Genomic DNA, 25,771 nt, shown 5'->3' on the forward strand with positions numbered 1-25,771 from the left:
AATTTATCAAGTGCCGAAATAATTATCCCAGTTAGGGCCCTTACCGAAATTCTTGACAAAATCAAGAAAAATCTCAAACTTATGCGATGTAAACCTCATTTTTCTTAAAATATCCCAGTCAGATACTTTTCTTAAGGATTGAATAACCCTTCTTTTCTTTAGGATAGCCCTGAAATTACGGCATATATAGCTTATTGCCCTCAGATAAGAAAGGACCATTGGGAATCTCCTTAACGCGGCAAAAAATATAATCTCCAGAATGAAACTTAATGCATATAAAGGCAGGATCAATAATAAAATAAATAAACTGTAATTCTTAATTAATGCCATTAAGGTATTTCTCTCTGAAAGATACCTCTTGTAGCTTCTGCCATATATGGTACCTAATGTAGCTGAAACACGGTGATAAAGGACGGACTTAGGTTCAGCAACGACTCTATACCCAAGTAAACGCACCCTCCAGGATAAATCTATATCGTCAGCTAAAGTAAAAAAAGCAGGGTCGTAACCTCCGAGCAGAACAAACAAATCTTTTTTTATAAGCAGCGCACCGCCGAAAGAAAAAAATACATCCCTGAAAGTATCAAACTGACCTTTATCCTCTTGATTGATCCCTATAGAGCACGGGAAACCGAATATATCCAGCTCTGAGCCCACGCTATCTATTATATTAAGCCTTACACCTTCATCTGTTAAACGCCTCATTTTACATGTGCAGATCCCCACGCTGTCATTATCAAGCATCCTTAATACCATGAAATCAAGCATATCTTTATCAAGTTCCATATCATTGCTTATAAAAAACAAAAATTCGCCTTCTGCCTCCGTTAAGCCGATATTGCTCCCTTCAGCTGTTCCATAATTTTTATCAGCATGGATAACCTTGATTTGCGGGTAATTTTTCTTTATAAAATCGTAGCTAGCGTCATTTGATGCATTATCAACAATAATAACCTCAAAATTAGGATAATTTAACGAAACGACTGAAGGAAGAAACCTTTCCAAAAGCTGCCTGCCGTTATAATTAGGTATGATTATGCTGACTAACGGGGATTTCTTTACACTCATTAAACTTTTATAGTCTCCTCTAACACACTATCAAATATAGTTTCAGTAATGTACCTGTGCGCAAACTTACCGGCATTAACCTTATACTCCCTCAACATCCCCTCATCAGCCAAAAGCTTTATAGCCGCATCCCTTAATTCACTTTCATTATAATTTATGCTTATGCCGGCCCTATACGTTTCTATTTCTTCAGCTACAGGAGTACCATTGGTCATGATAATAGGTATTCCGCAAAATGCATACAGCTTAGGTTTACCGGGGTCTGCATAAATAATATTGTCGTCGCTGGCGCATGTCCATGGAGCTATTCCAAGAGCACAGCTTGAAAGTATTTCCAATACTTCTGCTTCATCCTTTATAAAACCGTGGAAAATAAACCTCTCTTTAAGCCCTGCTTCGGCAACAATATTGTTTAGAACACCCGAGTATGGCCCCCTACCGATCACTCTTACCCTGACTTTAGGCACCCTGGCTATAATCTCCGGCAAGGCTTTAACCAGAAGCTGCAAGCCTTGATTCTCAGAGATGCTTCCGACAAAGCCGATCGTATAACGCTCAATTTCCTCAAGCGGTTTAAACCTTAATAAACTTTTAGAATAAGTTAACGGAGCATTGGTATGATAATATTTATCCGGAGAAACACCTGCGTACTTGAATCTTGCATCCTCAATACGTTTTGATATATGCCAGGTAATATCGGCATTACGCACAACAACCCTGTCCATTAGCCTGAACAAAATGACGCTGATTGTATTAAGGCTGAATTTCTTAGGAGTAGGATAGTAATCTATACAATAATAGGCAAGCTTCCTGGTTATCCCGAGCTTCTTAAGGAACAATCCGGTAAATGCAGAAAAACAAGCAACGCCGATAAAAATATCAAATTTTTTCTTTAGCCTTAGGGCAGAAAAAATAATATTCACGAAATATAGACCAAAAGATAAAACTAACAATGGCTGCTTGTACCATCTTGCATCTGAGACAAGGAATGAAGGAAAACTGAATTGCCGGATAATAGCCCTTCCATCATAAAGTGTACACCTTGAAACATTAATTTTGGCAAAAGGGCTCGTAATACCGATAACGCCCAAGATTCGAAATCTATTCTTTAAATAATCCTCAAGGGTCTCTGTCCTGCTTGTAATCAGCTGGCCGCAGAGTAAGATCTTTAAATCGCTGCTATTGATTTGCATCTGTATTCTTTCTCACTTGCGCCTCGATCCATTTATAAGTCTTTGCAAGGCCCGTACGCAGTGGCAAATCGGGCTTCCATTTAAGCTTGCTATATATCAACTTATTATCAGAATTCCTTCCCCTTACGCCCTGCGGCCCCTGGATATGTTTAATTGAAATATTTTTCCCGGATATATCTATAACCATAGAAGCAAGCTCGTCAATCGTGACCATTTCCTCGGAACCGATATTTACTGGCCCTATAAAATCTGACCGCATTAACCTGGTTACTCCCTCGAGGCATTCATCGATGTATAAAAAAGACCTTGTCTGCTTACCATCTCCCCATATCTCTATCTGGCCCCCATCACTTGCCTCAGCAACCTTTCGGCAAATTGCAGCAGGCGCTTTCTCTCTTCCGCCGCGCCAAGTGCCTTCTGGCCCGAAGATATTGTGGAACCTGGCAATCCTGACATTCATACGGTAATTCCTGTGAAAAGCTAGATAAATCCTCTCGCTAAATAACTTCTCCCAACCATACTCGCTGTCAGGATTTGCCGGATAGGCGCTTTCCTCAGAACAATTCGGCTTCTTGGGGTCAACCTGGTTATAATCAGGGTACATGCATGCCGAAGAAGAATAAAAAATGCGCTTAACACCGGATTTTCTTGAAACATCAAGCATATTAAGGTTTATAAGAGCAGAATTATGCATAATATCCGCGTCATTTTCTCCGGTAAAAACAAACCCTGCCCCACCCATGTCCGCAGCTAACTGATAAACCTCATCAAAATCCGTATCAATAATCTTCTTACAAACGGAATACTGCCTTAAATCACCAATTACAAAATCATCTGCTTTACTGGGGCTAAACTCGTTAGGCTTTAAATCTACACCCCTTACCCAAAATCCCTCTTGTTTTAGTCTGTTGACCAGGTGCCCGCCGATAAAACCTCCGGCTCCGGTTACTAACGCTTTCTTTGCCATTCCCTTATTCTTCCTCTCCTTTACCGAGTAATTTTATATTTTTAAATTTTTTCATATCCAGCAATCCCCAGCAATCCAGAATCAAACTATTCTTCTTAGTATCTCCCGGATTAAAATTATTGAACTCCCTCCAGGGGACTGCCAGTATAATAAGATCTGCGTTCTTTATGCAATCTTTTGTATTTTTTGAATATTTTACAAAATCACCTAATACCCCCTTAGCATTATCCTGAGCTTGAGGATCATATACCTTCAGGCTGTATCCTTCATGCACCAGTATTTTGGCGATAGATAAAGCCTGAGAGTCCTCAATTATCGGCGTATTTGGCTTATAGGAAAGCCCCAAGAAAGCGATAACCGGGTCCTTTAATCTACTTACCAGGCTTTTGATCTTACCTACCAACTGCATAACCTGCTCGTTATTGACCTGATCAACCATCTCAGCTAATTTAGCTTGCACCTCCACCAGATGTGCACATGCCGCAAACGCTTTATTATCCCTGGGAAAACACGGACCTCCGTATCCAAGGCCGGGATTAATATATTTTCTTCCTATCCTTGAATCCATACCTAGTGCATTAGCCACTACCCTAGCATCAGCCTCAGGGATTTTTTCGCATATAGCTGAGAGCGAATTTGCGAAAGTTATTTTAGTAGTGACATAACAATTAAGCGAAATCTTTGTGATCTCGGCATTTACCGGGCTCATTCTCGCAAAGTATGGCTTATTTTCACAAGTATTTTTGTAAATGCCCTCAAGAATATTGCCATCTTTGATGTTTGCCTCACCAATCAAAACTAAGTCCGGATTTAAAAAATCGTGCAATACGCTTCCCAATGCAATAAATTCAGGGTTATATGCAAGTCCGAAATCTTTGCCGCATTTTTTTCCAGAGACCTTTTCCAGGATAAATTTGCCGACCTTATCCGTCGTCTGAGGCATAACCGTTGAAGTTATAACCACCAGATGATAGCTTTTTTTGGTTCTTAGGGATTCAGCAATTTTGTGAAGAGCTTTTTCAAGGTATTCATTGGAAAAACTTCCATCAGCGAGGCTTGGAGTTGCCACTACGATAAACGATACATCTGAATTAGCTATTGCGTAATTATAATCGGCGGTTGCCTTTATTTTCCCTTTTGCCCGCATTAATAACTCAGCTAAGCCCGTCTCCTGTACAGGAGAGATACCCTTATTAACACTATCTATCTTATCAATATCCACATCTACACCTATCACGCTAAATCCTTTACTGGCAAAACAGGCTGCCGTACAAAGGCCAAGTTTACCCAAACCAATAACGGATATAGAAACTTTTTTTGGCATTAAGAGTACCTCCTTATTATCTCATCAAGTTTATCAATATATGTCTGCCAAGTATGGGTTTTTGCTGCCTCCCAGGCACGTCTTCCCATTTCACTGGATTTGACCTTATCATTAAAAATAAGATTTACATAATAAATAAGCTGTTCAATGTTTTCTTTCGGAGGAAAATACCCGTGCACGCCGTGCTCAAACAAATCAGTAACCCCGGAACCGGAAGGTATGATTATAGGACACCCGCAAGCAGCTGCCTCCAATGATTGCATTCCGAAAGCCTCTTCATTATGATGGACATGGACCATGGCCTGAGAACATAACATTTTTATTTTATCCTCATTGAGAGGGCCTAAAAGCTGGACGCGGTTTAAAAGCCCGCGTTTTTTCAGCTCAGTTAAAAAATCTTCCTTTAATCCTTCGGGATGCCAAAAACCTCCTATCATCAGCTTGACTTCTTTATCCTTTACCCCCTCCAACAGATCAAGATAAAGGTTAGGAATATTGCCAATATCCCAGCGGTCATAAGTTAAGATAAACTTCTGGCGTAAATTATAATCAGGGAGCTTATCTAAAGGGGCGCATCCCGGATAAAGTACTTCAAGGTTCTTGGCAGTAACCTTTTTAAGATACCCGTGATGAAGCTTGCCGCTGGTTATTATCGCCTTTGCCCCGCCGTATGCAAACTTATCCAATATTGTTGTGAGCGGATAAAGCAGCGGTGAAAATAATTTCATCTTCCTTTTTGAATAAATCTTTTTAAAAGTATAAGGCGCGGGATCCCAAATTAGCTGAAGATACGGTATTTTTCTAAAAACCGATAACGGGCGCGCGACAAATGATGTATACTGGCAATTTGCAATAATTAAATCCCATTCCTTTTGCCTAAAAACAAACGGTGAAAATAACCCGCTTGATATATGATGGAAAGAGAAAAACGAAAAACCCGGGAACTTAAAGTTGTATTTAGCAAAAAATCGCGGCAGGCGGTCCAGGATATATTCAATTGGCACATCCCCTCTCAGGTAATGGCTGAATATCTCGGGATAAAGCTCGGGGTAAGGTTTACGCACAATCAATAAACAGCGGGCATCATAGCCCAATTTTCTTAATCCCCTGATAGTATTACCAATTATCACCGGCGCACTTCCTGGAGCCAGCTCATCAGCAAGAAATGCGATTTTCATAGTTTTGCCTTCCTGAAATAAAGGTGCTCGATTAAAGACTTTCTGCCCTCTCTTAAAACAATAGTCCAGAATAAATAGGTGCATGTCTGTAAGAAACACATAAGCGGATGATACGCCCAGTAAATGTTTTTATCTCTTATTGACATATAGGCCGCATGCACTCCGGAAAAAACAGGCACAAGGCTGTAAAAAATCCAGGCAAGCATCTTTAATCTGAAATTACCGCAATAAAACCAATCAATGCGCCTTTCATTCCTTGTCTTCAGGAAAATCTGCGTGTAATTACGCTTCCATTTGCCTACCCATTGCTTCACAGAACCTACAGTATGATGATAAATATTCAGGTTCTTTGAATAAGCAACCATATTACTGCCGCTTTCCACCATATACTGGAATATTTCGTTATCACCGATGTATTTATCCCCCATGAAGAGATGCCTGACATCGCTTAATTTATATATAATCCCATTAGCTCCCCAGCATAATGGCCGTAAAGGGCTGACTTTAAAAATACTGTAATTTAATCCTGCCGAATTTACGATTTCCGCGCCCTTAAGATAGCCATCAAGGTTTTTATTAAGAAAATAAGCCAGCGGCTCACTTTGGATTAACTCATAATAACGCATAATCGCAGGGTCGTCTTCAGATGCAATCATTTTACCCCATACGCAGGATAATGACTGATTCTCAATAAAAACAGAGGCTACTTTTTTAAACCAGTCTGTCCCCGGCAAGCCATTATCAGCCGCAAATAATACCAATAAATCTCCGCTTGCATTTTCAACAGCTATTTTCATACCATATTCACCCAGCCGCAGCGGGTTATCAAGAATCTTGACCGGATATTCTTTAAGAATGCTTATGCTGTTATCGGTTGAACCGCCATCAACAGCTATGACTTCTATTAATTCTGCAGGATAATCCTGGCTATAAATACTATCAAGGCATCGTTTAAGATATTTGGCAGAATTATAAACCGGCAGCGAGATCGAGAATTTAACCTTATTTGCCATATATTGTCTTGCCTTTGATCCTTACCGGATAAACGTTCTGTGTACCGTTAACTACAAATTCAAGCAGCATACTCTGCCTGGAATTAACAAGCTCTCTCAAATATCGGCCTGCATCACCTGCCCTGTATATGCGCTTTGCTTTAATACCGTAAGCTTTGGCTATAGAAACAAAATCTGCATCGAAATTCATAACCGTAGATACATATCTTTTAGAAAAAGCAAATTCCTGTATTTGCCTTACCAGGCCGAGGGTCTTATTATTTAAAACTATGATTTTTACCGGCAGATTATATTCCCTGATTGTGGCTAATTCCTGGATATTCATCTGAAAACTTCCGTCGCTGGTTATATTAACGACCTGGAAATTTCTGCGGGCTATCTGAGCCCCTATTGCTGCCGGAAGGCCGAAACCCATTGCGCCAAGTCCCCCTGAAAACAATAACTTCTGTTTATCTGTAATATCAAAACACTGCGCAGTCCATAATTGATGCTGGCCGACATCCGTAGTTATAATAGCGTGCCTATTTTTCAACAACGCTGATAGTTCCTGGATCAAAAAACATGGGCCTTTTGCCCTCAGCCTTTTGTTCAGCAATTCTTTCTTCATCCGGACTACTGAATTTCTCCAGTCATAGCCGGCAACAAATGGCCTCTCTTTAAGCTGTAGATCAAACTCTTTGATAAATACCTTGAGGTCTGCTTCTATGGCCATATTTACCCTTACGCGGTGATTTAATTCGCTGCTATCGCAATCTACATGAGCAATAAAAGCATTTCGGGAGAATTCCTTGCTAGCTTTCGGAAAAGCCCTGTTATCAAACCTTAGGCCAAGTCCCAGAATGAAATCCGCCTGCCTTAAAGCATCTTCTGCCTGCCTGCTTCCCGCATATCCTGTAAGCCCCAGATTAAGCATGCAATCAGAATCAATTGCGCTTAAGCCCATAAGTGTTGTGACTACAGGAATCTTATGGCGCATAATAATTTTGCCTATCTGTTCCTTTACGCCCGAGATCATGATGCCACCGCCTAAAACTACCAGCGGCCTCTTCGATCCCAGCAATTTCGATACTAACGGCTTAATCTTATTTTTTAAAGAAACAACTCTTGGGCTTTTAAATTCAACCGAAGTTGATTTACCCTGTGTATATTGCACATTTATAGGAATATCCACCAGCACCGGCCCGGGGCGGCCGCTTGCGGCAATAAAAAAAGCCTTATCTAATACTTTTCCTAATTCGTTAACATCTTTTACAAGATAAGCATGCTTTGTTATAGAGCGGGCTACTGAAACTATATCCAGCTCCTGAAATCCTCTCTGCCTTATCTTTCTTCTTGATTTAAGGTCCCAGACAGCTACCTGGCCTGTGATCACCACTACCGGTATTGAATCCATATATGCGTTTGCAATGCCGGTGACCAGATTAGATGCTCCCGGGCCGGATGTTGCCATGCAAACGGAAGTTTTACCGGTTGCCATTGAATATCCTTGAGCAGCAAGCATTGCTGCCTGTTCATGCCTGAAACAAATTATCTTTATATCAGGCGACTTTGCGATCTCATCCAATATAGGGCAAATTGACCCGCCGGGAAATTCAAATACAAATTTTACTCCGTGCTGCGACAATTTCTTAGTTATAATTTCTGCGCCATTATTTTTCATATCGTCAGATCATACAATGCCCGCCATCGACACAAATAGTTTGTCCTGTAATATAACCGGAGGATTCAGAAGCAAGAAATAATACAGCTGAAGCAACATCTCTACTTTGCCCTATGCGTGATAAAGGGATAAGAGAAATAATCTTCTGGCGGCTTGCCTTAAGCATACTGCTTATCATATCGGTCTCAATAAATCCGGGTGCGATTGCATTAACATTTATATTATATTTTGCCGCAGCTTTTGCTAAGGATTTAGTAAGAGATCCCAACCCTGCTTTGCAAGCGGCATAATGAGCGGCCCTTGAAGACCCCATTATGCCTGCCCCTGAAACAATATTTATTATCTTGCCTGAATTTTGTTTCTTCATTTGAAGGAATACTTTCTGCAATAAGATGAACGGCGCCTTCAGATCCAAGGCAATAATATCATCAAATTCTTCTTCAGTTATGTTTTCAAACTTGCTTTGTAAAAAATATGCGGCATTATTTACAAAAACATCTATCCTGCCAAACTTATCTACTGTCCCTTCAATAAAAGCAGTCATATCACTCCTTTTACTTAAGTCGACTCTCATGCAAAATGCTGAATTAAATTCCTCAAGTTTATCAAGCCTGTTCTTCGCGCTCAACGATAACAGGGCACCCTGGGCCTGAAACGCATTTGCGATAGCATAGCCTATGCCCCTGCTTGCACCAGTGATAAGTACGACTTTGCCTTCAAAAGAGCTCATTATCGGATTTTGCCCATTGTTTGTTTAAGCTTTTTCTCAAAATTTTTGATCTTTTTCATATCTGTTAACACCGGTTCTACATCCATACCTCTAACCCAGACTAATCCCGGTTTTAACGGATTTATTTTTCTTTTAAGCTTCGGAAGCTTTTCTGAAAATGCCGTCTTTACAAAAATATAAGGCATATTTAATCCTGCCTCGGTAAAAAACTGATGTGTAGTAAAGAAGCGCCCGATATTAATCTCCGTAGGGTTAGCAATTCCATCCTTGTCATATGTGAAATCTACGCCGTAAATACCGTTTGGCTTATCGTCAACAGCAAAAATAGACTTTTGGGCCAGCTTATCTATATTCTTATCTCTTACTGTCAAGCCTGTTCCTGTAATCCCGGTTACCCCCGAAACACTCCTGTTGGCAAATTCCCAGTAAAGCCTTTTTCTGCTCTGAGCGACTATGAGCGAGCCGTCCTTCCAGATTGAAAGCCATGTTATACTGTCCGGGCTGAGATACTCCGCAACTGTAAATTGGCCCCAGCCTTTATAATAATCTATCCAATTAACGGCAAAGTTGAAATCCTCTGTCGGCAGCGACCACTTCCCGAAAGCCCCGGATATAGCCCTGACCCAGACCTTGCCTTTGATTTTAGTAAATGCCTCCTCCAGGTCTTTTCTGTCATTTATCAGGAACGTCTTTGGGACTTTCAAGCCTGCTTCCTGCCATTTTTGAGCCGAAAGAAATTTATCCTGGCAGATTTCAATTACATTATGGCGCGGCAAAAAAGTTTTTACTCCTAACTGGCTGCGGTGCTTAGAAACTTCAAATACTTCTTCGTCATTTTGCGCGTGCATAAAATCAGGGTTTGTTTCTTTTATAATCCTCTTAAGCACGCCTAAATAAGGTTTTTGTTTTGCCGCCGGCACTAAAAAAACTTTATCGCAATATTTTTCAGCTTTGCACAGGTCAAACTTGTTGCAAGTAAGCCCTATAATATGGAATTTTTCCCTAGCCGCCCTTAGAGACCGGATAAAATTAAGCGAAGGAGTTCCTCCTGAGCCTCCGACAATTATTTTTTTATTCTTCATCTCCAATAATACTCCTTGTTTCTTTTATAATACTCGATTGTCCTGGCTATCCCGTCTTCCAGGCTGACTTTAGGGCTCCAACCTATACATTTATTTATTTTAGTGATATCAGCGTAATAGTCCCCGGGCTCTATCTCCTTGCGTTCTGGGGTAAATTCGGTAAAACCGACCCTTCCGCTCCCTGCTACTTTGACAATTAACCGCGCCAGTTCTATAAAATTAGTGGGTTTACCGCTGCCTACGTTAAACACATTTGAATAAGCTTTTTCTTCCGAAGCTATACGTATCATCGCATCAACCAGGTCATCAATAAAGAGGAAATCCCTTAAAATCTTTCCGTCACCGAAAACCGGTATCTCCTCATTATCAATAGCCTTACGAATAAACCAATTCAAGACTCCATACTCATCATGAGCCATTTGGTGCCTGGGGCCGTATGTATTAGTTATCCTGAGAGCTATCGAGCGTATTTTATGGATCTGGTCATAAACCGTAACCAGGTTTTCAGCACAGAGATTTGTAATCGCATATACACCTCTGGGGTTCATAGGATGGCCTTCATCAACCGGTAAACGTACGCTGTTACCATACTGTCCGCGCGTGCCAGAGAATAATATCTTAGCATCTTTATTATATTTACGGCAGGCCTCCAGGATTACCAACGTACCTTCAACATTGATGCTTAAGTCCTGCAGCGGGTTTCTTATGCTATCAACGTGGCTTACCTGCCCGGCAAGATGAAAAATCAACTCTTTATCCTTTACAATATTATTTACAGAAAGCTCATCACGGATATCGGACTGGATTATTTCAACATCATTTTTTATTGATTCGACATTGAATAAATTGCCTCCTTGTCGTTTAAGCATATTATCAAGTATAGTAAGGCGTGCACCTTGTTTTACCAAAGCAATAGCAAGATTGCTTCCTATAAAACCGAGCCCTCCGGTAACAAGTATTTTCTTGTTCTTAAAATCTATGCTCATTTATTCTTTCCTCTAAAAAAGATAAAAAGCGCCAGCAATATCAAAAGGCTAAGAAGAGTTACGCTATTAGCTACTATGATTATATAATTTCTAAGGTGCAGCCCGTAAATCAGCCAGAGGGAAACACCAGCGGTAAATTGCACAAGCGTTACTACGCTTAAATCATTTACAGACTTGCTTCTGGATATTTTCAATATCTGCGGGACAAAAGAAAACATAGTTAAAGTTGCTGCCACTGAACCAATAACCTTCCACACTAACCCACTCTCCATATTATTAAATAGCGCCTTTCGCTGTCCTTTTTAAATCTTCGGCAACCATCATTTTTACCAGCTCATCGAATTTAACCTTTGGCTTCCACTTAAGGACCCTTCTGGCTTTGGCGTAATCTCCTTTTAGATGCCTTACTTCGGCAGGGCGATAAAATTTCTTGTCAATAACAACATATTTCTTCCAGTTAAGCCCGGCATATCTAAAAGCAAGATCCACAAATTCCTTTACAGAATGCGTCTGGTTAGTCGCTATAACGTAATCATCCGGCTTTCTTTGCTGGAGCATAAGCCACATCGCAGCGACATAGTCACCTGCAAATCCCCAATCCCTTTTTGCATCGAGGTTGCCGAGATAGAGCTTATCCTGAAGCCCAAATTTAATCCTGGCTACCCCATTGGTTATCTTCCTGGTTACGAACTCAAAACCTCGCCTCGGGGATTCATGGTTAAAAAGCATGCCGTTACATGCAAATATCCCATAGGCCTCCCTATAATTCCTGGTAAGCTCAAAACCAGCGACTTTAGAGATCCCATACGCTGACCTTGGATGAAATGGAGTACGCTCATTTTGAGGAGAATGCGGAGCCAGGCCGAACATTTCGCTTGAAGCGGCAAAATAAAACTTTGCCGATGGAGTTGCTTCCTTAATCGCTGAGAGCACAAAATGGGTGCCGTTTACATTTGTATTAATCGTAGAAAACTCGTCCTCAAATGAATAGCTTACAAAACTCTGGGCCGCTAAATGGTAACATTCATGTGGCCTGACCTCATGCACTACCTTATAAATACTGGGATAACTCTCAAGCGATGCTGAATACAAATGTATTCTGTTGAGTATATGCTTAATCCTCCAAAGATGGTGTTCAGGATCCTCTAACGCTACCCTTCGCACTATTCCGTAGACTTCATAATTCTTTTCCAGCAAGAATTCAGATAGATAAGAACCATCCTGGCCATCAATCCCTGTAATAAGCGCTCTTTTCATATAATCATGCACAACGGCTAAGCCTGATACACCCTTTTCCAGTAACTCCTCAAATTAACAACTCTTTTCTTAAGCCATGGATAATTATCTTTATACCACCTGATAACACTGAACAACCCCTTTTCAAAATCAACATCCGGCCTCCACCCAAGGCTATTCATAATCTTTCTACTGTCTAGGCTGTAGCGTAAATCATGTCCGGGCCTGTCTTTAACAAATTTAATCAGGGATTCCGGCTTAGATAGGGCCTTCAGAATTAATTTAGCGACATCGATATTCTTTTTTTCTTCTCCTGAGCCAATATTATAGACCTGTCCGATTTTCCCTCTTTCTGCTACCCGTATGATCCCATTTACACAATCATTGACATAAAGCCATTCGCGTACGTTAGAGCCGTCAGCATATACCGGGACAGCTTCATTTCTCAAAGCCTTATAAATAACGACAGGTATGAATTTCTCAGGGAATTGCCACGGTCCATAATTATTTGAAGGCCTGACAATAACTGCCGCAAGTCCGTACGTTCTAACATAAGACTGGATCAACAGGTCTGCTGCGGCCTTGCTTGCCGAATACGGCGAATTAGGCACTAACGGGTCGGTTTCCTTGAAGCTCCCCTTTTCTATTTCCCCGTAAACTTCATCAGTAGAGACGTGGATTAATTTTTCGACGCTAAATTTCCTGCAACATTCAAGAAGGACATGCACACCGATCAAATTAGCCCGCATGAATAGAGATGCGTCAATAATGCTTCTATCTACATGGCTCTCAGCTGCAAAATTAACGACAATTGAAGGTTTTAGCTTCATGAATATATTCTCAATCCTCAATTTGTCGGAAATATCGGCCTTGTAAAAATTATACCTTCCCTTAACCGGATCAAGCCTGGATAGATCAGCAGCATATGTCAGTTTATCAACGACGTTAATCCGCATATTGCTAAAACATGTTTTTTTACCTTCTTTATCTTGGCCTTTAATCGTTCTGAGAAATTCACTGCCAATAAAACCTGCTGCTCCCGTTATCAGGATATTCTTACTCATTTTCTCAAACTCTCCATATATCCTACTACACACTCTCTTATAACTTCCTTTATATTTCTCATTTTGAATCCGCTCTTCTCAAGCTTATCTGTAGAAAGCACCAGATTCGTCCTCTTAAGACCTAAACTCCTGTAATCAATGGTCTCATAACTGAAATCAGGATTGAACAACCTGTATTCTTCCATTAACTCGGCATAATCGAGGGCGCCCTTATTAACAACATTAAATATCCCGCTGGCATCAACGTTTATAAGATATTTTACAGCTTTTATAAAATCAGGGATATAAGTTACAGAATTGGGCAAGTTAATGACCTTCTTATACTTTATCAATTTGTCAATGAGGTTCTTTGAAGAAGCACGGTTATCAAGCGGAACCCTGGGCCTTAATATCAGCACCTTAAATTTGCCGGACAATAATTTCAAGGCTTGTTCCGAATAAATTTTTGAACGGCTGTAAAACAAATCAAAGTAATCCGGCTCCCTTGCCTCCGTAATCGGCCTGTCCTTAAGATAATCGTAATTATAAATACAGCCTGAACTTATATGCACTAATTTTACCCCGTTCCTTATTGCTGCTTCGGCCAGGATTATGGGGACAAATACATTGGCGATTAATGTTTTATCCGGATCGACTTCGCAATAATCCACATTTTTGCCGATATGTGCAATACAATTTACCAATACTTTTGGTTTATATTTCTTTATAAGGCGCTCTGCATCGGCAAGATTATGGATTTTAGCTGAAGAAATTTCACACTTCAATTCTTCGGCCAGTCTTCCCCCAATATAGCCATTACCTAATATCAATGTTTTTTTCATCTTTTATCAGTTTTTTAAGATATCCTCCATAGCTGGTCTTTATTTTATCAGCCAGAGATTTTAACTGCTCCTTATTAATGTAACCCATCCTATACGAAACCTCTTCTATACATCCGATCTTTAAACCCTGCCTCTCTTCGACAGTCTTGATAAACAGGGAAGCATCAATGAGGGAATCATAAGTCCCTGTATCCAGCCATGCATAGCCTCTGCCGAGGATCTTGAGCCTTAATTTGCCTTTTTTTATATAGGCCTTGTTTATATCACTTATTTCTAGTTCTCCTCTTTTGGAAGGTTTAAGGCGCCTGGCAATTTTAGGCGCTTCGTTGTCATAAAAATATATTCCGCATACAGCCCAGTTAGTCCGGGGTTTCTTCGGTTTCTCTTCTATGGAAATTACGCGGTGCTCCTTATCAAACTCTATCACCCCGTATCTTGAGGGGTCATTTACGTAGTAGCCGAAAATATAAGCACCGTCATCAAGTGAGGCTGCTTCTTGAACCAACTCAACCAGCTTATCCCCGTAAAAGATATTATCACCGAGTATGAGGCAGACGCTGTCATTGCCGATAAAATTTTCAGCAATAATCAGACTCTGGGCTATCCCTAGCGGTTTTTTCTGTATGGCATAAGTAATATTCAAGCCCAGGTCTTTGCCGTTACCAAGAAAATCCCTGAATCTGGGGGTATCTTTAGGAGTGGATATGATCAAAATATCCTTAATACCTGCCAGCATTAACACAGACAACGGATAATAAAACATGGGTTTATCGTATATAGGAAGCATCTGTTTGCATATGCCCTTGGTTATAGGATAAAGCCTGGTCCCGGAACCGCCTGCTAAAATTATCCCCTTCATTTGGTCCTCCTTGAAACTTCGCCTTTAGGCAATAAACTGGTTGCAATCCCCATTAACAGCCAGAAATAAGCAGAATTATTCACTCCCACGGTGATAATAGTTGTAGAAAGAGCAAATATAAGAATAGCGGCAATAACAGTTGTCAACCCAGCCAATATATTATCGTCAATCCCGGCTGGCTCAAAAGCAGAAGGCCTTCTTATATTTGCTATTGAAAGTCTAAAAAAAGTTATAAATATAAAAATAAAAGCCCCCAAACCAAGTGTTCCCATCTCTGCAGCCATCTCAAAATATGTGCTATGAGCATGCAGGCTCAATCCAGAAGAAACCGGATAGTCCGCTGGAAGCATATATTTACTGCTAGCAGGGACAATCTTCTCAAACATGCCTATACCGGCACCAAATAACGGATAATCCTTAAATATTGACATTGCTAAATTGTATAGCGGAAGCCTGAATGACCATTCGCTTGGGAAAGGTATGGTTATTATCCTTTGCCTTATGGGCTGCGAATACAGGCTGAATGAAAATATAAAAACCAGCAAAAGGACTATACCAACCAATAAATGAACGGATTTTTTATTCTTCCTGATTATATATACAAAAATAAAACTGGCTATTATTGATATCCAGGCAGCACGCGTAGCATTCCATGCCAAACACAGCAGTAAAAATATTAATATTAAAAATGAGAATGTTCTGATTTTTTTATTACGCGAATAACAAAAAAAAGTAAAAACAAAAGGCGCAAAATACGCCAGATAAAGCGGGAAACCGTAAAAAGGAATCCACCAACCCCAATAAACAGACCAGAGCCTCTCATACGGAGACTTAACCAGCACCAGGTACCTCAAGTAGTCAAATACGCCGCCGAAAGAAAATACTAAGCCCGAGATAAAAAAAGCTCCGGTTAAGATATACAGGTTTTTTCTTGACCTGCCTGCCAGCCCCAGGCCGAGCCAGAAATAAACCGCATACAAAAGGTAACGGTTAAAAAATATCTTCTGGCTGTGATACGGATCCATGCTCAACAAAATGGAAAAAATACAAGCAACAGAAAATAGCGATATCGGTTTATTTAACGGATTTAACGGAATTAATTTACGATAAAAATATTTTTTGTTCTCTAGTAAAATGATAAAAAACCAGAAAAAGGGAACAAACCAATAAGTTATTTTTCCGACCTCTTTATATCCGTAAGGCGAAAAAATCAAAAAAACGGAAAAAATCAGCAGCATCAATGTTTCTAAAACTGCACTGATTCTTTTTGAAAATGCCTCATTCATCAAGGATGCCCTTCACTCTTCTGTATAAAACCTGGCAATCTTCGCAGATTTTAATGATCTCTGATAAACTCTCAATATCAATCTTTGAAATCGCTATTATAACTTCATGAATATTGTTTGTCTTTATAATTTCTGCCATTTTCCTGCGCGTGCCCAGCACGGATACGCCATGAATTCTATTGCCGATCTTACTACTTGAATCATCAATAAATCCTATAGGCACAAAATTGAGAGATTTATTCCTTTTTATTTCCCTGATAACCATCTCCCCGATATCGCCGGCGCCAAAAATAAGTATCCTTTTGCCTTTATCCTGTATTCTGCTAAAAAACTCCCCTATAATCCTGAATAAAAAGCGCGAACCAGTAATCAAAAGCAGCAAAAGAAGCCAGTCAATAAAGAATACAGCCCTGGAATAGTCACGGAACCTGAAAACAAAGGTAACAAATAAAACGGAGACGACGGAAGACAAGCTCACAACTTTAAAAATAGTAAGAAAGTCTGCGATACTGATATATCTCCACACTCCGCGGTATAAACCAAAAATAAAGAAAACGAGTAATTTCAGGAGTATGATCCACGGGAGGGATTCCTTGATCAAATAAAGACTGGAAGATAATAGCTCTGTCCCCTCAAAACGCAGATAATAAGCAGAATAATATGCTACGCAAATAAGCAAGAAATCAAGACTTACTTCGGATATCCTCCGTTTATGCATCAGGAACGTATTGATGAATGTAAAATCCTGGGCAGATCCCTTTGTTACGGTATAGGCCTTATTTTGTCTGCCAAAGAATGTAGCATCAAAAAGGTAAACTCCCAGGTATATAAGTATAATAGCTCCGAGAAAAGCAAAAATTGCAGTGACTAAAGGATTTACTTTTGAATAAAGAAGCGAGATAAGGCCGAAAATAATGCTGACGAAGTAAAGAAGGACTACTGTCTTTTTTGGAGAGAGACCAAGCGCAACTAAATGATGCGAAGTATGGTCCTTGCCCCCTTCAAAAACTTTCTTACCCTGGATTTTTCTGACTATCATCACAAAAACAGTGTCAAATATCGGGACGCTTAATATAAGGACTGGCACGGAAAGCGTTATGAGTACTCCAGATATATGGTGCATTGTTCCGGCAACAGAAATCACTGCCAAAGAATACCCAAGAAACATACTCCCGGAATCGCCCATAAATATCTTTGCGGGATTAAAATTGTAAGGCAAGAAACCCAGGCAGGACCCGAAGATTATCAGCCCAATAATCCCAAGAGGGTTATTTTGATATATGTGCCCTGAAAAGAATAACATCAAGCCGACAATCGCAGCAATACCTGCTGCCAACCCGTCTATATTATCAAGAAGGTTGAAAGAATTCGTTACGGCAATAATCCAAAATATAGTCAGGGGTATGGCAAACACATCATTTACGGGTAAACCCAATATTATCCCGAATAAAACAGCGATACAGGAAGCTACAACCTGCATAAACAATTTTATATAGGGGGTCAGCCTCAAATGATCATCAATAATACCAACAATAAATAAGAAAAATCCACCTAAATATAATCCGAAAGTTCTGTTATTGACAAGCCCGAATAATAAAGAAACTATAAGGAAAGACAGGTAAATCCCTACCCCGCCAAGCAGCGCTGTAGGATTCTTGTGCCAGCGGTCTGAACGAGGCTGTGAAATTATCCCCTTCTTTAACGCTATGGCCCTGATGACAGGCGTCAAGACAAGTGAAAAAATAAAAGGAATACCGCTTAGAAGCAGATAACGCAGAATATCGCTATTCATTAGTTTTCAGGTAGTTATTAAGATATTTTGCCAATGAAACTCCTCGGAATAAAGCACGGGGTTTCTTGGAACGAAATACTGAGCGCACACTCCATCCGTACCTTGAAAGGTGCGTTTTTGTGGCCGCAAACGAATAAATTTAGAATATTATTTTAACATAAAAAGGCCAAAAAAAATACATTTTTTTGGGTGGAAGGATCTATGATTTAAGGCCTAAAATCCTCAAATACAGGGTCTCAACATCGCCTAACAGGCGCTCTTTATTAAATCGTTCAAAAACATATTTGCGGGCAGATGCAATAATAATCTGGCGTAAATTGTCTTGGCGCAGGATAAACTCTATGGCTGATGCCAGGACCTCGGGGCTTGATTCCGGCCTGATTAACAACCCCCTTTCCATGACTCTAAAACCATTGCAAGATAAACTCGCTTGGCCGGATAAAGGTCCTCCCAATAAATCACCCACCCCCCCAACATCTGTTGCGATAACTGCCCTGCCTGATGCCATCGCTTCAATCAAAGAAACAGGCGTACCCTCATTTATTGATGTCAAAACAACCAGGTCTAACTCTTTATAAATGATACTGAGATCTTCCTGCCAGCCAAGAAAATCAACAAATCTGGATATATCTAGCTGCTCTGCGAGCCTTAAAAGCTGCTCCTTAGACTGGCCGTCACCAACAATTTTAAACCTTAACTTGTCATTGGATTTAAGTAATACTGCTGCGGCATTAAGGAAAAGCGGATGGTTCTTTATAGGAACCAGCCTGCCAATTATCCCTATCCTGGGACTAACGCCAGCCTCTTTAGCCTGTATATCAAGAAATCTATCCAACTCGAACCCTAAAGGTATAATTTCTATTTTGCTTCTATTGCCTATGCCCAGCTCCAGCAGTTCTGCCTTTAAACTTGGGCTTAGGGTGATTATTTTATCCGAAACAGAAGCAAGGATTTTCTCAATCTGGACAAATACTTTTGTTACAAAATTACTGAAATACCCGTTAAAGACATGCCCGTGAAAAGTATGGACCATTAATGCCGGCTTTCTATAAAAACGGGCACAATTATAGATTACCCCTGCTAGCCTGCCTAATGTGCCAGCCTTAGCAGTATGAGTATGTATTATATCCGGCCTTTCCTTAAAAACGATCCTGATTATTTTTAAAAGAGCAAAAATATCCCTGATTACGCTGATCTGGCGGGATAACTCTGGCACAAAATACGAACCTTGCCCCTTATCCTCATAACCGGATATCTGAGCCTCACCGTTTTCAAGGCCGCCATAAACAAGCAAAGATGTAAATTGTTCTTTATTGAGGTATTTTGTCAATAATAAAACGTGTATTGCCGGCCCGCCTATATTCAACCTGGCAATGATCCTGAGCACTTTTACTTTTTTCATTTAAAGATAAGAAAGGAAGGTGTCTTTAAGAAGCTTCTTTTTCTTTAAGATAGACAACGATATCTTTTATTATCTGTTTCAGGTTATATGTGGACTTAAAACCGATTAATTTCTCAATCTTGCTGGTATCGGGAACCCTTCTCTGCATATCTTCAAAGCCTTCTTCATAAGCCTTCTCATAAGGTATATATGCAATCTTGGAGTTGCTTGCTGTGATATCTATAATCTGGTTAGCGAGGTTTTCTATGCTTACTTCCTCCTGGCTTCCTATATTAAAAACATCCCCAACGGCCTTTGGTTCATTCATGAGTTTAATTATAGCTCTGACAGCATCTTTAACATGCAGGAAACACCTGGTCTGTTTACCGTTTCCAAAAATGGTTATAGCCTCATTTTTTAGCGCCTGGGAAACAAAACGCGGCATAACCATGCCATATACTCCCGTCTGCCTCGGCCCTACAGTATTAAAAAGCCTGACTATCACAGAAGGCAAGCCTTTTTCTTTCCAATAAATATAAGCCAGCATCTCATCGACTGCCTTGGCGGTTGAATACCCCCACCTGCTTTTTAAAGGAGAGCCCAATATCCTGTCATCGTTTTCTTTTAGCGGGCCATTCTTATTTTTACCGTAAATCTCGGAAGTAGAAGTTATAAGTATTTTCTTCTGGTAACGGTAAGCCATATCAAGAACTATTTCGCTTCCCTTTATATTAGTCGTCAAAGATTCAAGCGGCCTTTTGACAATAAGCTCAACTCCTACAGCCGCAGCCAAATGAAAAATAACGTCACAGCGCTCGGCAAGCTTATCTATAAGCCGCTCATTAAGTATGCTGCCGACAACAAAATCAAAATCCGGGTTATTTTTAAAAGATGCCAAGTTCTCAACCCTGCCGGTTGAAAGGTCATCAAGCACAGTTACTTTACTACCGCCTTTTAAAAGTTCTTCACAAAGATGCGAACCTATAAATCCTGCTCCTCCGGTTATTAAAGCTTTCATTTATTCCTTTCTGGCTTAGTTTACGCTTATTTGATATTCCATTTTATAATGAATCTGTTAATTTTCAACAATTTTTACTAATTCTTTACAAATATATTTTACTTGGGACGTCCCCATCTCGGGGTATATAGGAAGGGAAAATACCTCTCTGGATATTTTCTCAGCTGCGGGGAAATCCCCTCTTTTATACCCAAGCCCCTTATATACTTTTTGCAAATGTATAGGAATAGGATAATGAATAAGTGTATCTACGCCTGCATCTTTTAGGCCCTGCATGATCTTGTGCCTATCCTTAGACCTTACAGCATAAATATGGTAAACATGTTCTGCCCCATCTATAACTCTGGGGACCACTAAACCTCTGACCCCATCAAGCCTTTCGTTGTAAATTTGTGCATATTCCTGCCTTTTTCTGTTCCATTGCTGGAGCCTGGTAAGTTTTACCCTTAATATGGCTGCCTGAATAGTATCTAAACGGGAATTGTACCCAAGGCTTACGTTTTCATAACGGTTTTTTCTTCCGTATGCCCTAAGCTTCAGCAGTTTGCTATAAATATCCGGCTTGTCGGTTATAATCATACCTGCATCTCCAAAAGCGCCAAGGTTCTTGGTAGGATAAAAACTAAAACAACCTATATCCCCGAATGTCCCGGTCATCCGGGTATTCAATCTGGCTCCGTGGGATTGCGCGCAGTCTTCTATAACATTCAAACCATACTTATCTGCTATTTTGGTTATATCCGGCATCTTAACAGGCTGGCCATAAAGATGCACCGGCAATATCGCCTTTGTCCTTTTACTAATGGCCGCTTTTATTTTATCAAGATTAATATTGTAACTATCGATGTCCGCATCAACTAATACCGGTTTTGCCTGGGTATACGTAACAGCAAGGGCTGAAGCAATATAGGTATTTGCCGGCACAATCACTTCATCCCCCTTGCCAACCCCCAGGCTCAATAATCCTAAGAACAAAGCATCAGTACCTGAGTTTACTCCCACCCCAAATTTAGAACCGCAAAATTCTGCAAACTCTTTTTCAAATAACCCTACATTATCACCCAGGATAAAAGAGTCATTCTCCAATACTCTGGATATAGCCGTATCTATCTCATTTTTTAAATCATGGTACTGCCTTCTAAAATCGGCAAAAGGAACTTTCATCTCTCAACCTTATCCTTTTCTTATAAAGTGGCCAAGCAACAGGCTTCTTGATTTTACTTTATCCCAATACGGCGAATCTGCAATTAATATCAAAAGAAGGGTTAAAAAATCGATTTTTAGAATCAAATTAAAAATATTTATCTGCCTTCCTGATAACAATGCTAATAAAAGATAGACGACCATAATTACAGAAAGAAAAATAAAAAGTTTTATCGGCGGAAAAGATAAGTCCGGCGTGAATATTTTTTTTACCAGCCTTGCCAATAGCGACGCATCAATCAAACTGATTAAATCTGAATTGCGATTCGTTGACTTGTCATTTAAGAAAATATTATTTATGTTATTTTTGGAAGTCAACCTGTTTAAAACCCCCATGTGCAATAATCCTGCCGGTAAACATAGCGTTTTGATTATGGCATTAATCACTAAGCTACTTTCGATTGTTTTACTCAAAAAACACCAATATTTTAAAAATATGCTGTTTTCTCTCCATAAAGAAACAGCAACGCCCAGTTTAGTCACCATCATCATTATGCATTTCTTTAAACAATTATAAGCTAAACTGTTAATAAAAAACGATAAAATCAGGCTATTTCTTAAACTGTTATTAAATAAATTCATATTCATTATTTCTGTATTTCCAGGATTTCTCCATTGATATCATACTTATCTGTTTTAAAAAGAAATTGCCCTCCTATCTTAAGCGGGACATTATTGTAATAAACCCTGTTGCCCTCCCTGGATACCCTTAAAGATATTTTTACTATTATACTTTTCAATTCAGGATGCTCGGATACCACGGAATTAGTTATTAAATATACAGGCCTGACAGAGATTATCTCCTTAATTTCAACACCAGGATCATCTTCTTTTTTATCGCCGACAGCGATAGCATTAGCCAGCCATTCCGAATATCCCGGGAACTTTATTATAAGCGAGATCTGTTCAAGATTAGACCTTACTTCCTTATTCTCGGCTTCCTGGGAAACGACTATCACTGAAGTAACGGCTTTATCGATATCGCTTCTCTGGGCAGAATGCTCCAATTTTTTTAAATAAGATTTTTTTATGAAAAAGGAAGAAGAAATATAAACTATCAGAATCAGGATAAGTAAATCAATAATGTTAATCTTGCCGAATAAATTTCCTTTATCGTCGATAAGCTTCATTTGGCTTGCCTCCTTTTGGCCGAAGTTTTAAATCCATCCTTTGAACCAATAATATACGATTGCCGAATACTCATGTATAAAAGCTTTTATTTGAGCCAAATTTACCTGCTGCAAGGTATTTTCTGCCGGGTTGTTTATCCTGCGCATATAAAAAATACTTGAAGGAACCGGACAATAAGTAAAATTAATATTGCCTGCCAGTTTCTTACTTACAAGATAAAGCCTGCGCATATGGTATGGCGAGCTGACTACTATAATATTCGACATTTTATTCTCACTCAAGAGCTTTTTAATATTAGTCACGTGTTCATATGTATTTTTGGAAGCGCTCTCAAGGATTATCGCTTCCTCAGGCACTCCTAAAGAAATAGCTAATGCTTTCATAACAAGCGGTTCATTAAAGATATAAACAAAACCGGATGAAAAAACTAAATGATCTGCATAGCCCTGTTTATATAGCTCAATTGCATATTTCACCCTCTCTTCATAACTGTATCCTGCCAGGCCGGTTTCCCCAACCCCGCCTGCTAAAACTACTATGGCGTCAGATTTAACCGGGGCTTCAGAGATCTTCAATGGATCAGCCAAGAACCACATCAAAGGTGTGTAAAAAATTAGGATATAAAGTGCTCCGGACAATAAAGCTGACTTTATAAAATTCCTTTTTGTGCGATTATATATCTTTAAGAAATTATCTTTCCAGTCATGCCTTTTCTTATCTGCCTCATCTATGGCAACGCTGATTAAAGCAGTCATCTGGTTTATTCTCTGCTTCCAGCTGTTTTTCTTAGCCACGGCGATCCTTTTATTGAAATCTGCCTGAGAATTTACCGCAATGGCAGATTTTATCTTATCACAAAAATCTTCCGGTTTATTTGCGACAAAAATAATATTATCATTTTCTTTATTAAAGTACCTTACTTCGGGGATGTCTGTAGAAATAACTGCCTTACCCATAGCCATATATTCATTTAATTTAGTGGGATACACGTTCTTAGTATACTCTGTCAATAGATAAGGTATTATACAAGCGTCAAAACAGTTTATATATGCGGGCAGGCTCTTGTGGTCCTTTTTCCCGAGAAAATAAATATTTCTGATATTACTCAACTCCTGAAGGTCAGTCTGCGCAGGCCCGATAAATACAAAGGAATATTCAGGCATTAAAAGAGCTGCCTGCTTTATTAACTTCAGGTCAAGCCAACGGTGCAGGCCGCCTACATAACCTACTATAGGATGTTTAATCTGCCTCAGATCATCCGGCACATTCAAAACCCCGGACCTGGCCTTTTCGAAATATTCGTAATCTACCGCAAAAGGAAAAAGATAAACTTTCTTATTAAATTGCAGCGAGTAGTTATAAAGTTCATGTGATGTAACAAAAACAAGATCTGCATTTTTTAACAGGTTAATCTCAGAATCAACGATTTTTTTTGCAAATTTGGAACTGACCCTGAAATTGTCAATACAGTAATAAACCACGATTTTGTAATTAAAATTATTAACGATCTTCATTGTAAGCGGCGTGGGCAAGAAAACCCAGATAATCGGGTCAGAAAAATCCATGGCCTTTACCCACTTATTTAATACTGACATAACTATGCGGCTATTGATGAAATTTGCGATTTTCAGGTATGGAAACGGCAATACTAAAGGAGAATATATGTATAGGTTATTATCCTGCTTACGTATACCGCCAATTCCGGAAAACCAGTTTTTTATCCTTTTTTTTATCCTTCCGAAATCCCTCACTCCGGGAGAGCGGGCTCCGGTATTTTCAATAAAAAGGACACGGTTATCATTCTTAGCAAGGTTAGACATTATCTCCTGGTGCCCCTGCCAGATAAAATCCCAATCAATGGAAGATATGCATATTATATTTCTATTCTTTAACATTTATATTCTTCTTCCCCAGGTTACCCATCCTGCTAACCCTTTGAGCTTAGTTATATTGATATCAGAAAACCCGCATCCTCTAAGAAGGTCTGTTAGCTGGCTTCTGCTGTACCTGTGTTCGATCGGAGCAGCAAAACGGTCATAAATATCTCCGGCAACAGAAAATAGATGCGTCCCAAAATTAAACGGCATATTGCCTGACAGCTTCCTGGTCAGACTGAACCTCCTCATTACCTTTGCAGGGTAAGAAAAGAATAAAACAACAAAAGGAGATGCGATGTATGATAAAATCAATAAAATCTTGGAAGGGACCTTAAGCGTAAACACCCTTATCAGGCTGACAAATTTAACAGCTGAATATTTTATCGGGTTATCCGAATGATCCTCGTATAAATACAAAAAAACATGGGCTTCTTTTTTTATAACCCGCGCGATCTCTCTAAGCGACTTTTCAGGGTCTATAGTATGGTGCAACACCCCGAAGGAATATGCAAAATCAAAGATCTCATCCTTAAACGGTAAATTGATTGCTGATGCCTTTACCAGCTTCACATTTGGCAGACCTTTGCATAGGTCTTTTGTCTCATAAATCCCATCGCTTAATTCCAGGCTGCAAATCATTACGGACTTATTGGCTTTAGCCATTGATAAGGTATCACAACCGCAGCCTGACCCAACCTCAAGCCCCCTGCAGCCCCTGATAATCTGCTCGGGTATTACCTCCTGCATCCTCTCATAGTGGGATTTTGCCAATAAACCATCTTTATCAGCCTTTCTCCACAAATATGAGTAAACCGAGCTTGTTTTCTTTTCCTTATCCGACTCCGCCATATTCACTTGACCTTACCGTTGTTTAAATATAAGTATTTTAGTACGGAAATATA

The 25,771-nt window shown here is 39.8% G+C and carries 24 protein-coding genes; all 24 read right to left on the reverse strand.

The features are described from left to right. Window positions 1–6: 6 nt before the first annotated feature. The gene (locus C4533_03970) at window positions 7–1,068 is read right to left on the reverse strand and encodes a glycosyltransferase family 2 protein (GenBank protein RJP28959.1); all 1,062 of its coding nucleotides are present in this window, start codon (window positions 1,066–1,068) and stop codon (window positions 7–9) included. After that, the gene (locus C4533_03975) at window positions 1,068–2,261 is read right to left on the reverse strand and encodes a glycosyltransferase (protein ID RJP28960.1); all 1,194 of its coding nucleotides are present in this window, start codon (window positions 2,259–2,261) and stop codon (window positions 1,068–1,070) included. Before C4533_03975 ends, C4533_03970 begins: the two co-directional genes overlap by 1 nt. Beyond that, a complete protein-coding gene (locus tag C4533_03980) occupies window positions 2,248–3,228 on the reverse strand; it encodes an NAD-dependent epimerase/dehydratase family protein (GenBank protein ID RJP28961.1) in 981 nt (326 codons plus the stop codon). Before C4533_03980 ends, C4533_03975 begins: the two co-directional genes overlap by 14 nt. Window positions 3,229–3,232: 4 nt before the next feature. After that, a complete protein-coding gene (locus tag C4533_03985) occupies window positions 3,233–4,552 on the reverse strand; it encodes a nucleotide sugar dehydrogenase (GenBank protein RJP28962.1) in 1,320 nt (439 codons plus the stop codon). Next, a complete protein-coding gene (locus C4533_03990) occupies window positions 4,552–5,814 on the reverse strand; it encodes a glycosyltransferase (protein ID RJP28963.1) in 1,263 nt (420 codons plus the stop codon). The genes C4533_03985 and C4533_03990 overlap by 1 nt, the downstream gene beginning before the upstream one ends. Continuing rightward, complete coding sequence (locus C4533_03995; protein RJP28964.1) at window positions 5,727–6,743, reverse strand: glycosyltransferase; 1,017 nt, start codon at window positions 6,741–6,743, stop codon at window positions 5,727–5,729. Before C4533_03995 ends, C4533_03990 begins: the two co-directional genes overlap by 88 nt. Beyond that, window positions 6,733–8,403 (reverse strand): biosynthetic-type acetolactate synthase large subunit, encoded by a 1,671-nt coding sequence (ilvB, locus tag C4533_04000; GenBank protein ID RJP28965.1) that lies wholly within the window; start codon window positions 8,401–8,403, stop codon window positions 6,733–6,735. The genes C4533_03995 and ilvB overlap by 11 nt, the downstream gene beginning before the upstream one ends. 4 nt (window positions 8,404–8,407) lie before the next feature. Then, the gene (locus tag C4533_04005) at window positions 8,408–9,133 is read right to left on the reverse strand and encodes a glucose 1-dehydrogenase (protein RJP28966.1); all 726 of its coding nucleotides are present in this window, start codon (window positions 9,131–9,133) and stop codon (window positions 8,408–8,410) included. Further along, on the reverse strand, window positions 9,133–10,215 hold the full coding sequence (locus C4533_04010) for a carboxylate--amine ligase (protein ID RJP28967.1): 1,083 nt from the start codon (window positions 10,213–10,215) through the stop codon (window positions 9,133–9,135). The genes C4533_04005 and C4533_04010 overlap by 1 nt, the downstream gene beginning before the upstream one ends. Next, entirely contained in the window at window positions 10,212–11,195 is a 984-nt protein-coding gene (locus C4533_04015) for an NAD-dependent epimerase/dehydratase family protein (protein ID RJP29218.1), read from the reverse strand. The genes C4533_04010 and C4533_04015 overlap by 4 nt, the downstream gene beginning before the upstream one ends. Window positions 11,196–11,197: 2 nt before the next feature. Next, on the reverse strand, window positions 11,198–11,473 hold the full coding sequence (locus tag C4533_04020) for a hypothetical protein (GenBank protein ID RJP28968.1): 276 nt from the start codon (window positions 11,471–11,473) through the stop codon (window positions 11,198–11,200). A gap of 4 nt (window positions 11,474–11,477) precedes the next feature. Next, window positions 11,478–12,458: a GDP-mannose 4,6-dehydratase gene (locus C4533_04025; GenBank protein RJP28969.1), complete on the reverse strand. Its 981-nt coding sequence runs from the start codon at window positions 12,456–12,458 to the stop codon at window positions 11,478–11,480. A gap of 17 nt (window positions 12,459–12,475) precedes the next feature. Further along, the gene (gene rfbB / locus C4533_04030) at window positions 12,476–13,501 is read right to left on the reverse strand and encodes a dTDP-glucose 4,6-dehydratase (protein RJP28970.1); all 1,026 of its coding nucleotides are present in this window, start codon (window positions 13,499–13,501) and stop codon (window positions 12,476–12,478) included. After that, on the reverse strand, window positions 13,498–14,322 hold the full coding sequence (locus C4533_04035) for an NAD-dependent epimerase/dehydratase family protein (GenBank protein RJP28971.1): 825 nt from the start codon (window positions 14,320–14,322) through the stop codon (window positions 13,498–13,500). The genes rfbB and C4533_04035 overlap by 4 nt, the downstream gene beginning before the upstream one ends. Then, window positions 14,297–15,181, reverse strand: a complete 885-nt coding sequence (gene rfbA, locus C4533_04040; GenBank protein RJP28972.1) for a glucose-1-phosphate thymidylyltransferase — start codon at window positions 15,179–15,181, stop codon at window positions 14,297–14,299. The genes C4533_04035 and rfbA overlap by 26 nt, the downstream gene beginning before the upstream one ends. Next, window positions 15,178–16,467 carry a hypothetical protein gene (locus C4533_04045; protein RJP28973.1) on the reverse strand — a complete coding sequence of 430 codons (1,290 nt, stop codon included), beginning with the start codon at window positions 16,465–16,467 and terminating at the stop codon, window positions 15,178–15,180. Before C4533_04045 ends, rfbA begins: the two co-directional genes overlap by 4 nt. Then, window positions 16,460–18,259 carry a hypothetical protein gene (locus C4533_04050; GenBank protein ID RJP28974.1) on the reverse strand — a complete coding sequence of 600 codons (1,800 nt, stop codon included), beginning with the start codon at window positions 18,257–18,259 and terminating at the stop codon, window positions 16,460–16,462. The genes C4533_04045 and C4533_04050 overlap by 8 nt, the downstream gene beginning before the upstream one ends. Window positions 18,260–18,458: 199 nt before the next feature. Further along, complete coding sequence (locus C4533_04055; GenBank protein RJP28975.1) at window positions 18,459–19,661, reverse strand: glycosyltransferase family 1 protein; 1,203 nt, start codon at window positions 19,659–19,661, stop codon at window positions 18,459–18,461. Window positions 19,662–19,686: 25 nt separating this feature from the next. Further along, on the reverse strand, window positions 19,687–20,658 hold the full coding sequence (locus C4533_04060) for an NAD-dependent epimerase/dehydratase family protein (GenBank protein ID RJP28976.1): 972 nt from the start codon (window positions 20,656–20,658) through the stop codon (window positions 19,687–19,689). Window positions 20,659–20,715: 57 nt separating this feature from the next. Next, on the reverse strand, window positions 20,716–21,822 hold the full coding sequence (locus C4533_04065) for a DegT/DnrJ/EryC1/StrS family aminotransferase (GenBank protein RJP28977.1): 1,107 nt from the start codon (window positions 21,820–21,822) through the stop codon (window positions 20,716–20,718). Window positions 21,823–21,831: 9 nt separating this feature from the next. Beyond that, window positions 21,832–22,449, reverse strand: a complete 618-nt coding sequence (locus C4533_04070; GenBank protein ID RJP28978.1) for a hypothetical protein — start codon at window positions 22,447–22,449, stop codon at window positions 21,832–21,834. After that, the gene (locus tag C4533_04075; GenBank protein ID RJP28979.1) at window positions 22,449–22,991 is read right to left on the reverse strand and encodes a DUF4330 family protein; all 543 of its coding nucleotides are present in this window, start codon (window positions 22,989–22,991) and stop codon (window positions 22,449–22,451) included. Before C4533_04075 ends, C4533_04070 begins: the two co-directional genes overlap by 1 nt. Window positions 22,992–23,018: 27 nt before the next feature. Continuing rightward, window positions 23,019–24,887 (reverse strand): glycosyltransferase, encoded by a 1,869-nt coding sequence (locus C4533_04080; GenBank protein ID RJP28980.1) that lies wholly within the window; start codon window positions 24,885–24,887, stop codon window positions 23,019–23,021. Further along, window positions 24,888–25,718, reverse strand: coding sequence for a class I SAM-dependent methyltransferase (locus C4533_04085; GenBank protein RJP28981.1), 831 nt, complete (start codon window positions 25,716–25,718; stop codon window positions 24,888–24,890). It lies immediately after the preceding gene. Window positions 25,719–25,771: the final 53 nt, after the last annotated feature.

Source organism: Candidatus Omnitrophota bacterium, from assembly GCA_003598025.1.
In the GTDB taxonomy this organism is placed as follows: domain Bacteria; phylum Omnitrophota; class Gorgyraeia; order Gygaellales; family Profunditerraquicolaceae; genus Profunditerraquicola.